The sequence below is a fragment of the Enterococcus alcedinis genome (assembly GCF_014635985.1).
Lineage (GTDB): Bacteria > Bacillota > Bacilli > Lactobacillales > Enterococcaceae > Enterococcus_I > Enterococcus_I alcedinis.
This window is the reverse complement of the sequence record NZ_BMDT01000015.1, coordinates 38,175-48,618: the sequence shown is the minus strand read 5'-3', so window position 1 is coordinate 48,618 and position 10,444 is coordinate 38,175. Positions and strand designations below refer to the sequence as shown.

The window sequence follows — 10,444 nt, the reverse complement described above, 5'->3', positions numbered from 1 at the left end:
AAAAAACTCCTCTCATAGTAGACTAGAATTTTTGTTTTTTCTAGTGTCTACTATGAGGGGAGCATATCAAAGTACGAGTATCCTTGTCTTTTTGCTTTATTTTAATAAAACTACATCATGCCGCCCATCATGCCTGGATCCATTGGAGGCATTGCTGGTCCTGCTGGTTCTGGTTTTGAAGCCACAACTGCTTCTGTTGTTAATAATAACGCAGAGATTGATGCCGCATTTTGTAGAGCTGAACGAGTTACTTTTGTTGGGTCAACGATTCCTGCTTCTAACATGTTTACCCACTCACCTGTTGCCGCGTTAAATCCTGTACCTAGTTCTGCACGTTTCAATTGATCAACGATTACTGATCCTTCGTAACCGGCATTTTCAGCGATTTGACGTACTGGTTCTTCTAACGCACGTAAAACAATTTTAACTCCTGTTGCAACGTCGCCTGTTGCTTCGATTGCTGAAACTTTACCTAGTACGTTCACCAAAGCTGTTCCACCACCGGAAACCATACCTTCTTCAACGGCTGCACGTGTTGCATTTAGCGCATCTTCAATACGTAATTTCATTTCTTTCAATTCTGTTTCAGTTGGCGCGCCGACTTTAATCACCGCTACACCACCTGCTAATTTCGCTAGGCGTTCTTGTAATTTTTCACGGTCAAAATCAGAAGTTGTTTCAGAAATATGATTTTTAATTAGCGCTACACGAGCCGCAATTGCGTCAGTTGAGCCTGCACCTTCAACGATTGTTGTGTTGTCTTTATCAACAACTACTTTGCTTGCTTGACCTAACATATCGATTGTTGCGTCTTTTAATTCTAGACCTAAATCTTCTGTGATGACAGTACCACCTGTTAAGATTGCGATGTCTTCTAACATCGCTTTACGACGATCGCCAAATCCTGGTGCTTTAACCGCTACAACGTTGAACGTTCCACGGATTTTGTTTAGAACTAATGTAGGTAACGCTTCGCCATCAACATCATCCGCAATGATTAATAATGGTTTTGATGCTTGTAAGATTTGCTCTAATAAAGGTAAGATGTCTTGGATATTTGAAATCTTTTTATCAGTAATTAAAATATATGGTGCTTCCAGTTCTGCTTCCATTTTATCGTTGTTTGTTACCATGTATTGTGATAAATAACCACGATCAAATTGCATCCCTTCAACAACATCTAACTCTGTTTCGATTCCTTTTGATTCCTCAATTGTAATTACGCCGTCTTTACCAACTTTTTCCATCGCGTCTGCAATGTATTGGCCAACTTGTTCACTACCTGAAGAAACCGCACCAACTTGAGCAATCGCATCTTTTGAATCAACTTTTGCTGAAATAGCATGTAATTCTTCTACCGCTACTTGAGTCGCTAACTCGATTCCGCGACGAATACCTAATGGGTTCGCACCCGCTGTTACGTTTTTCATTCCTTCACGAACGATTGCTTGCGTTAAAACAGTTGCGGTCGTTGTACCATCACCGGCGATATCATTTGTTTTAGAAGCCACTTCTGAAACAAGTTTTGCTCCCATGTTTTCAAAATGATCTTCTAATTCGATTTCTTTTGCAATTGTTACACCGTCATTTGTAATTAATGGTGAACCAAAAGATTTCTCTAAAACAACGTTACGACCTTTTGGACCTAATGTTACTTTAACTGTATCTGCTAATTTATCAACACCGCGTAACATTGCGCCACGAGCGTCTTCTGAAAATTTAATTTCTTTTGCCATTTTTTTCACCTCAAAAAATATTTTTATTCAACTACTGCAATAATGTCTTTTACTGAAAAAATCATGTATTCTTGGCCTTCATATTTCACTTCTGAACCAGCATACTTTTCAAACAAAACGGTTTCGCCAACTTTTACAGGAACAGGTGCCAATTCGCCACTATCTAGTAGGCGACCTTCACCGACTGCAATAATTGTTCCAGTCTGAGGCTTTTCTTTTGCAGACGACGCTAATACGAATCCGCTAATTGTTTGTTCTTGCTCTTGTGCCACTTCAACAAGGACACGATCACCTAATGGTCTTAACACGATAAATCCCTCCATTAATATCTTTTGAATTTTTAATTAGCACTCGTTGTTTACAAGTGCTAACTTACATGTTTAATATTACTCATATTTACCGACTTTTGCAAGCATTTTGAATGATTTTTTTACAAAAGTCAAAATTGGTTAGGATTTTTTTAAATTGGTTCTCACGATTTTGTTTGCTATAATAAAAAGAAAAACAGGAGGTCGTTATGTCTTATAAAAAATACGCATTTCTCAGCTTTTTAATTTACGCGATTGCTTTTTTTGCTCCTTCATTTGCAATGACAATCGAACAAAGTTTAATGATCCTAACAGTCGGTTACATCGCTGGTGCTATCACATTAATTTTCCTCTACAAAAAACAAACGGTTAAGCTCCCTTTTGAAGAAAATCGAATGTCTTGGGTTCGAGTCGTTCTCTTAGGTGTTGTAGGTATCTTCCTAGCGATTATTTTACAAAATGTCATGCTTTCAATTGAGGTCTTCTTTGGCGGACAAATCGAATCTGAAAATACGAGCAATATCATGGGACTTATTTTCCAACAGCCCCTCGTTATGCTAGCCGTTACCGTTGGTGGTCCTATAATGGAAGAATTGCTTTTCCGTCGGGTAATTTTAGGTGGTGTCACTCGTAAAAGTAACATTTGGATTGGCGTCATCGTAAGTTCACTATTATTCGCTGCGGTTCACCAAGATGGTCACCTCTTACTTTACGGGGCGCTTGGCGCGTTCTTTAGCTTACAGTACATTGTCACAGGCAGTATCTGGACATCAATTATTACCCACGTTGGTATGAACTCACTTGTTGTGATTGTGAATTTGATTGTCGAAACGATGGGAATTCAATTACCACAGTAACTATTCTTTACAAAACGCCGCTTCCTACAAAACTTTTTGTAGAGAGGCGGCGTTTTTCACTTCATTTAATAATAAACTTTTTCCGCTCCTGATTGTTAACGCCTTCCGACTCAAACTTAACAATCCTTAACATTGAATCCAATCAATCTTTACAATCGTTTTGTAATCTATGCCTGTAAGACAAAAAACTAACGGGGGTTACAAAGTGAAATTATCAAAAAAATGGCTATTAACCAGTTCTTTAACAATCTTGAGCGCAATGACATTGGCGGCATGTGGTTCAACCAATAATACCGAAAAACCCGGTGAAGCAGCCGCAACGGAGACGAATAACTGGCCTGAAAAATTAACTATCGTGCAAATGCCGGATGAAAACAATCCCGACGCTGGTCAAAAAAATGATAATTTCCGTGAAGCCATGTCTGAATATATTGGCATTGAGGTCGAAGAAATGGAAGGTGCGGATTATGCGGTCGGCATTGAAGCGTTAAAAAGTGAGAAGCTCGATATCATGCTCGTTTCACCGATGAGCTATTACCAAGCCAAAGAACGTGCCAACATTGAACCACTTGTCACAACGACTTCTATGGGAAATGAACCATATAAGACCGCTTTTATTACCCATGCCGATAATAAAGAAATCAATGAGTTAGCTGATTTAAAAAATAAAACCTTTGCCTTTGTTGACCCAGCCTCTTCTTCTGGTTATATGTATCCAAAAGCAAAATTAGTAACCGAACTCGATTTAGATCCAAAACAAATGGAAAATCCAGGTTACTTCTTTAAAACAGTCGCTTATTCAGGTAAACATGACACGAGTTTAATGGGTGTGACGATGGGCGATTACGACGCCGCAGCTGTTGCTCTACAAACAATTGCTAGTTTAGACGAAGCCGGTATCATTGATGCTAATGATGTTAAAGTCATTGGTGAAACGGATGAGATTCCGAACGCGGCCTATATTATGCGCGGGAACCTACCGACCGACTTAAAAGAAAAAATTAAAGCTTTCTACTTACAATATGACGAACCTTCTTACTTTGAAACAAATTATAAAGATCCTGGTATTCGTTTCAAAGAATCAAAGGATAGCGACTTTGAAATCGTTCAAGAAATGATTACATTACTAGGAATCGAGGCGAAATAATATGACACAACCATCGCTCGTACTAGAAAATTTAACCAAATCATACGGTAAAAACACCCACGCCTTAAAAGGGATTGACTTAACGATTCATCACGGCGAGTTCGTCGTTATTATCGGCCCATCCGGTGCAGGAAAATCGACCTTGATTCGTTGTATTAATCAAATGGTTCCCTCAACTTCTGGCAGCGTTCGTTTTGATGGGATCGCAATGGAAAAAGCTAAAGGCAAAGAGTTACGTCAACAACGCGCCAAAATTGGGATGATTTTCCAGCATTACAATTTAATCGAACGAACCAATGTGATTAAAAATGTCCTACATGGACGACTCGGTCAAATGTCTTTTTTACAAAGTTCGCTCGGTCGTTATCAAGCAACAGACAAACAGGAAGCTTATGATTTACTCGTGAAAGTTGGTTTAGAACAACAAATTTATAAAAAAGCTGGCGCCCTTTCCGGTGGGCAAATGCAACGTGTCGGCATTTGCCGTGCCATCATGCAACGCCCTAAATTATTATTAGCCGATGAACCGATTGCCTCGCTTGATCCAAAAGCAGCGGAAACTGTCATGACTTACTTAAAGGATATTACAACCGAACGAGAACTGACTTGTATTGTGAACTTGCATCAAGTCGAAGTTGCCCGTCAATACGCAAGTCGGATTATTGGTGTCCGCGACGGTCAAATTGTTTTTGACGGACAATCTAAAGAGTTAACCGATGAAATGATTGCTCATATTTACAGCGGAAAAGAAGAGCAAATTGGTACACCTGCTATGACTTATAATGAGGACATCTTGGTATATGAATAGAGAAATCGTATTAAGCCAACAATCTTCATTAAAAAAACGGACCAATATCAGCTTTATTTCAACCGTGATTGTTTTGACTTTTGTTTACTTACAAGTCAATCCTTTGACTATTTTAACCGCCTTCCCTGACTTTCTCTTGTTCTTTATCCAAAACTTTTTTCCAGCTGATTTTAGTAATCTTGCATCATATTTACCCTTGATCCTGGAAACCATTCTCTTTGCGATTGTTGGCACCTATTTTTCCGCCTTCTTGGCTTTTTTCTTTGGGCTTTTAATGTCTGAAAAAACCAATCCAATCGCTTGGTTACGTATCATCAGTCGTTTCATGATGTCGTTTCTACGTAATATTCCGGTACTTGTCTGGGCCTCTTTACTTGTTTACGTTTTTGGAATTGGAAACATGGTTGGTTTAATCGCCTTGATTATTGCGACACTTGGATTTTTAGCCCGCTCCTACGCAGAAACAATGAATGAAATTGCTGGATCAAAATTAGAAGCGTTACAAGCCAGTGGCGCTTCGTATTTACAAGTCTTATTCCATGGATTAATTCCTGAATTCATCCCAGCTTGGCTAAATTGGACGCTTTTTTCTTTTGAAATCAATATTCGGGCTTCGGCGATTTTAGGAATGGTTGGTGCTGGCGGTATTGGGATTATGATTCAAACCAATATCCGTCTCTTTAATTATCATCAAGCGCTTGCCCTCATTATCGTCCTAGTGGCACTTGTTTTACTGACCGAGTTTGGTGTAAACAAATTACGAAGATGGCTCGTTTAAACGACTCATTTTCTTTTATCTGGAGGAATTAATCAATGACACAATCAATTAAATTAACACCGACGAAAGATAAAGTACGAACATTTTCGATTATTGTCGGATTACTCACTTTATTCATCGTTAGTCTCAATGGTTTACAGCTTGATCTCGATAAATTTATGACGCGTTTTGCAAATATGGGAACTGTTTTGAGTAAGTTTGTCGCACTTGATTTGCTTGCAATGAACGAGATTATTAGCGAATTGCTACTTTCTATTTTTACAGCGATTGGTGCCTTATTTATTGGAACCATTCTGTCACTCATTTTCGCTTTCTTAGCCGCTAGAAACATCGCACCCAGCAATCTTTTGAGTATCTTGATTAAAGCCATGATTTCCATTATTCGTGCAGTTCCGGCGCTTGTTTGGATTTTAATGATTGTTGCAAGCTTGGGATTTGGCGTGCAGTCCGGTCTCGTTGGCTTGATTTTTCCAACAGTCGGTTATTTAACAAAATCATTTATTGCTAGCATTGAAGACCAAAAAGATACGGTCATTGAAACGATGCGTGCGACCGGTGCTTCTTGGTTACAACTCATTTTTGAAGGTTTGTTACCCGGATTGGTTTCTGTTTTCCTTTCTTGGATTGCAATTCGTTTAGAAGGAAATATCGCTGAATCGATTTCACTTGGGATGGTCGGTGCCGGCGGGATTGGGATGGTGTTAACCAAAGCGATTGGTCAATACAATTACCCAAAAATCACTACCATTGTTTTAGTTATTTTTATCGTCATGTTTACTGTTGAATTACTTGTCAATCAATTGAAAAAAAATCTAGCCAATGCGCAAGCATAAGAAAGGACAACGATGATGTATTTTAACCGATTACCATTAGAAGCCAGTTTTAACACACGTGAACATGGAGGTTATGCGACAGCCACAAAAAATGTGACTAATTGGAAGACTTTTTTACGTAGTGATGATATTTCCGCTTTAACGACGAAAGATATTGATTTTTTAATCAATTATGGACTTACGACCGTGATTGATTTACGCAGTATTGAAGAACGCCAACGCACCGACTATGTCTTAGAAGCCGAAGCCGCGATTCAAACACTGCACTTACCGTTAGGTTCTGAAAACGGCGCGCAACCAAGTATGCCAATTAGTGATCCTTCCAAACAACTCGGTTCCTTCTATATCGCCTGCTTAGAAAACTCAAAAGCGACAATTAAACAAATTATGGAAATTATGGCTGACAATGAAGGTATCACTTTGTTCCATTGTATGGCAGGTAAAGATCGAACAGGCGTCATCTCTGCTTTATTGTTAGACTTTGCTCAAGTCTCAAAAGTCGACATTTTAGCGCATTACGAAATTACTTATGGTCACATTTCTCAAAACCCATTAATCGCTCAAGGACAACTCGGTCATCAAGATTTTCCGATTGAATTACTTTATTCTAAAGCCGATTATATGGACATGATGTTAACTCACTTAGAGGCAAACTATGGGAATGCTGAAAATTACTTTAAACAAATTAACTTAAGCGACGAAACTCTAGTCAAGTTAAAAAATAAAATAGTTGGCTAACAAATACCCTCACGCTTTAATTCGCATGAGGGTATTTGTTTGATACTTAGTTGATGAGCTCTGGTAAATATTTTTTCAATGCTTGATAGATACCATCTTGATTATTACTCGCTGTAATAAAATCCGCGTGCTGTTTGACTTTGTCATTGGCATTTTCCATCACCACACCTGTTCCAGCATACTTCAGCATCGTTAAATCATTTTCACCATCACCAAAAGCAATAATATGATGCGCTTCAATTCCTAAAGGCTGCAAAGTCTCTTTTAATGCGCGTGCTTTATCAATCCCTTTAGCTGTCATTTCATAATAAAATGGTGCAGAAAAAGCCGCGTTTGCTTGATTAACGAATGGCGCATAAATCTTTTCATGCTGCATTGCTAGATATTCTGGTTGGCCGGCAATTAATATTTTATTTAACTCAAAATCAACATGCTGCGCCAAATCATCAATTTCTTGCAACTTAAAATTGCCCCCTCGCGATTCATATTCAATAATATTAAAATCACCTAACTCAGGCAATTGAAGTCGATTATTAAACACATCATTCACGAACATATAGGCATCTTTTTCGATCATGGGAATCACATCGAATTGTTTCAAGTGTTCTAAAATCGCTCGTCCTTCTTCTGCAGTCAGCGCTTGATTGAAAATCACTTCTTTGGTTTGCCAATTGGTCACTTTCGCCCCATTATAAGAAACCACAAACCCTTCATGTTTATCCAACTCCAGTGCATCTGCCAAACTTTCCATCCCACGATGCGGTCGACCCGAAGCTAACAAAACTTTGATACCATTTTCCTGCGCCGTCTTAAGACTTGTAATTGTCGAGGCCCGCATTTCTTTATTATCCGCTAATAATGTTCCATCAATATCTAAGACGATTGCTTTAATTGTCATACAATTTCCCCTTTCATTTGAACAGAAATAGCCGTGGTCTTTACCACAGCCATTTCTTTTTATAGGTTTTCACCATTTGAAGCAATCACTTGTTTGTACCAGTCAAATGATTTTTTCTTTGTTCGATTCAAAGTACCGTTGCCTTCGTTATCACGATCAACATAGATGAAACCATAACGTTTGGACATTTCACCCGTTCCGGCACTGACTAAATCAATACAGCCCCAGGTCGTATAACCTAGTAAATCAACCCCATCGAGTTCAACAGCATCTTTCATCGCTTGGATATGTGCTTTTAAATAGGCAATGCGATAGTCATCTTCGACATAACCATTTTCGTCTGGTACATCGACAGCACCCAAACCATTTTCTACAATAAACAATGGTTTTTGATAACGATCATATAAATCATTCATTGTTACACGTAAGCCTAACGGATCGATTTGCCAGCCCCATTCACTTGCTTCTAAATAAGGGTTTTTAACAGAAGCAAAGATATTACCGGCTGTTTGTTCTAATAATTTAGGATCCGTCGTTTGCACACGTGAAGAGTAATAAGAAAATGAGATAAAATCAACCGTGTGGGCCTTTAATAGCTCTGCATCGCCAGTTTCCATTTCAATTTCAATCCCATTACGCGCCATTTCTTTTAAGGCATAGGCTGGATATTCACCTCGTGATTGCACGTCAATAAAGAAATAATTCTCACGATCTGCTTTTTTCGCTGCCCAAACATCTTCTGGTTTACATGAATACGCATAATTGGTGCCGGCCGCTAACATACAACCTACCTTGTTTTCAGGATCGACTTCATGGGCAATTTTTGTTGCAATCGCACTCGCTAATAATTCGTGGTGCGCTGCTTGGTATTTGATTTGCTCTTTATTTTCGCCTTCTTCAAAATACAAACCAGCTCCCATAAAGGGTGCATGTAAAATCATATTAATTTCATTGAATGTCAGCCAATATTTAACGAGCCCTTTATAACGATTAAAAATCACGCGACAAAGATTCTCATAAAAACCAACCAATTTCCGGTTACGCCACGCCCCGTATTCTTCGACCAAGTGCATCGGACAATCAAAATGAGTAATCGTCACTAACGGTTCAATCCCATATTTTTGACATTCTAAGAAGAGATCTTCATAAAATGTCAACCCTTGTTCATTGGGTTCTTTTTCATCACCTTTTGGAAAAATTCGGCTCCAGGCAATCGATAGACGATAGGTTTTAAACCCCATTTCCGCAAACAAAGCGATATCTTCTTTAAAACGGTGGTACATATCGATGCCTTCTTTGGCTGGATAATAATGGTCCTCGTCAAAATCAAACATTTTCATTTCACCTAAAATAACTGGGAATCGATCTTTTCCTGCAGGTGCGAGATCCACGTTTGCTAACCCCCGTCCACCTTGGTCATAACCACCCTCACATTGATTGGCTGCTGTTGCGCCACCCCATAAAAAATCTTTTCTAAAGCCCATTTGACACGCTCCTCTTTCTAATCTTTTACAACTCGGTTAATATGAATAATTAAATAAATCATTTCAGAATCTTGCATGGTGATTTTTCTAGTTGTTTTTAAATAATCTCGAATTCTTAAGCTACAATTGTAGGCTTCAGGATACTTACTTTGCACCAATTGATACAAAAACTCTTCATGAGCATCGTATGTTTCGTTATTTAAAATTCGCTTGACGAAATATTGAATATGCGTCACCATGCGATGATAGCTCGTCGCATTTTCGTTAAAAGGTACGCCGAAAAAACGACTAATAATCATCAACACATCACGTACAATTTCCGTACTTTCCATTGTAATTGTCAAACTTCTTTGATCATTATTATTATTAACTAAGTGTAAGGCAATAAAACCGGCCTCATCATCTGGAAATTCAATATTTAATGCTGATTTGATCAACTTTAATGCTTGTTTGGCAACATTAAACTCTGCTGGATAAAATTTTTTGATTTCAAAAACAAGTGGATTCGGAATAAAAATTCCTTCTCTCACACGCTTAATCGCGTAGTTCAAGTGATCAGTCAGTAATATATAAAATTTATCTGAGTATAATGAACCGATACTTGATTCTGCTAAAAGAATAATTTCTTTTGATAACTCGGCAACTTCTGAATCCACATATTTGATTACTTCTTCTAACTCTTGGCCTTCCTTGTCTGAACTAACAATAAACACCTTATCAACTAAATCCGGTTGGACCGTTTCCCCGATTTTCTTTTGAAAAGCCAAACCTCGTCCCATGGCAATAATTTCCTCAGAACGAGCGTTTTCTGAAATAATAACGTTATTATTTAGTATCTTCTTAATAATCATTGGTTA

The 10,444-nt window shown here is 38.4% G+C and carries 11 protein-coding genes; 6 read left to right on the top strand and 5 right to left on the bottom strand.

The genetic code is table 11. From position 1 onward, the window contains the following. Window positions 1-110 precede the first annotated feature (110 nt). Window positions 111-1,736 (bottom strand): chaperonin GroEL, encoded by a 1,626-nt coding sequence (gene groL, locus IEV09_RS11985; protein ID WP_188368551.1) that lies wholly within the window; start codon window positions 1,734-1,736, stop codon window positions 111-113. 23 nt (window positions 1,737-1,759) lie between these two features. Further along, the gene (gene groES / locus IEV09_RS11980) at window positions 1,760-2,044 is read right to left on the bottom strand and encodes a co-chaperone GroES (protein WP_188368550.1); all 285 of its coding nucleotides are present in this window, start codon (window positions 2,042-2,044) and stop codon (window positions 1,760-1,762) included. A 209-nt stretch (window positions 2,045-2,253) separates the two neighbouring features. On the opposite strand from groES, the gene IEV09_RS11975 reads away from it, so the two are divergent. The 6 genes from IEV09_RS11975 to IEV09_RS11950 all read left to right on the top strand — a co-directional run bounded on the left by IEV09_RS11975 (window position 2,254) and on the right by IEV09_RS11950 (window position 7,205). Next, the gene (locus IEV09_RS11975; RefSeq protein WP_188368549.1) at window positions 2,254-2,901 is read left to right on the top strand and encodes a CPBP family intramembrane glutamic endopeptidase; all 648 of its coding nucleotides are present in this window, start codon (window positions 2,254-2,256) and stop codon (window positions 2,899-2,901) included. A gap of 205 nt (window positions 2,902-3,106) precedes the next feature. Next, entirely contained in the window at window positions 3,107-4,048 is a 942-nt protein-coding gene (locus tag IEV09_RS11970) for a phosphate/phosphite/phosphonate ABC transporter substrate-binding protein (RefSeq protein ID WP_229731718.1), read from the top strand. Window position 4,049: 1 nt separating this feature from the next. Beyond that, window positions 4,050-4,856, top strand: coding sequence for a phosphonate ABC transporter ATP-binding protein (phnC, locus tag IEV09_RS11965; RefSeq protein WP_188368547.1), 807 nt, complete (start codon window positions 4,050-4,052; stop codon window positions 4,854-4,856). After that, on the top strand, window positions 4,849-5,634 hold the full coding sequence (phnE, locus tag IEV09_RS11960; RefSeq protein ID WP_188368546.1) for a phosphonate ABC transporter, permease protein PhnE: 786 nt from the start codon (window positions 4,849-4,851) through the stop codon (window positions 5,632-5,634). Before phnC ends, phnE begins: the two co-directional genes overlap by 8 nt. Before the next feature lie 35 nt (window positions 5,635-5,669). After that, window positions 5,670-6,467, top strand: a complete 798-nt coding sequence (locus tag IEV09_RS11955) for a PhnE/PtxC family ABC transporter permease (protein ID WP_188368545.1) — start codon at window positions 5,670-5,672, stop codon at window positions 6,465-6,467. A 12-nt stretch (window positions 6,468-6,479) separates the two neighbouring features. After that, window positions 6,480-7,205, top strand: a complete 726-nt coding sequence (locus tag IEV09_RS11950) for a tyrosine-protein phosphatase (protein WP_188368544.1) — start codon at window positions 6,480-6,482, stop codon at window positions 7,203-7,205. A 46-nt stretch (window positions 7,206-7,251) separates the two neighbouring features. On the opposite strand, the gene IEV09_RS11945 is transcribed toward IEV09_RS11950, so the two are convergent. Genes IEV09_RS11945 through licT form a run of 3 tightly spaced genes read right to left on the bottom strand, consistent with a single transcriptional unit; the run spans window position 7,252 to window position 10,438 of the window. Beyond that, window positions 7,252-8,103 carry a Cof-type HAD-IIB family hydrolase gene (locus tag IEV09_RS11945; RefSeq protein WP_188368543.1) on the bottom strand — a complete coding sequence of 284 codons (852 nt, stop codon included), beginning with the start codon at window positions 8,101-8,103 and terminating at the stop codon, window positions 7,252-7,254. A 59-nt stretch (window positions 8,104-8,162) separates the two neighbouring features. Then, window positions 8,163-9,587, bottom strand: a complete 1,425-nt coding sequence (locus IEV09_RS11940; RefSeq protein WP_188368542.1) for a 6-phospho-beta-glucosidase — start codon at window positions 9,585-9,587, stop codon at window positions 8,163-8,165. Window positions 9,588-9,604: 17 nt separating this feature from the next. Continuing rightward, complete coding sequence (licT, locus tag IEV09_RS11935) at window positions 9,605-10,438, bottom strand: BglG family transcription antiterminator LicT (protein ID WP_188368541.1); 834 nt, start codon at window positions 10,436-10,438, stop codon at window positions 9,605-9,607. Between the last annotated feature and the right edge of the window lie 6 nt (window positions 10,439-10,444).

What these genes read in the sequence shown, in the direction of transcription:
- licT (WP_188368541.1), bottom strand. Translation starts at nt 10,438, where the DNA reads ATGATTATTAAGAAGATACTAAATAATAACGTTATTATTTCAGAAAAC.
- IEV09_RS11955 (WP_188368545.1), top strand. Translation starts at nt 5,670, where the DNA reads ATGACACAATCAATTAAATTAACACCGACGAAAGATAAAGTACGAACA.
- IEV09_RS11940 (WP_188368542.1), bottom strand. Translation starts at nt 9,587, where the DNA reads ATGGGCTTTAGAAAAGATTTTTTATGGGGTGGCGCAACAGCAGCCAAT.
- IEV09_RS11975 (WP_188368549.1), top strand. Translation starts at nt 2,254, where the DNA reads ATGTCTTATAAAAAATACGCATTTCTCAGCTTTTTAATTTACGCGATT.
- IEV09_RS11950 (WP_188368544.1), top strand. Translation starts at nt 6,480, where the DNA reads ATGATGTATTTTAACCGATTACCATTAGAAGCCAGTTTTAACACACGT.
- phnC (WP_188368547.1), top strand. Translation starts at nt 4,050, where the DNA reads ATGACACAACCATCGCTCGTACTAGAAAATTTAACCAAATCATACGGT.
- IEV09_RS11945 (WP_188368543.1), bottom strand. Translation starts at nt 8,103, where the DNA reads ATGACAATTAAAGCAATCGTCTTAGATATTGATGGAACATTATTAGCG.
- phnE (WP_188368546.1), top strand. Translation starts at nt 4,849, where the DNA reads ATGAATAGAGAAATCGTATTAAGCCAACAATCTTCATTAAAAAAACGG.
- groL (WP_188368551.1), bottom strand. Translation starts at nt 1,736, where the DNA reads ATGGCAAAAGAAATTAAATTTTCAGAAGACGCTCGTGGCGCAATGTTA.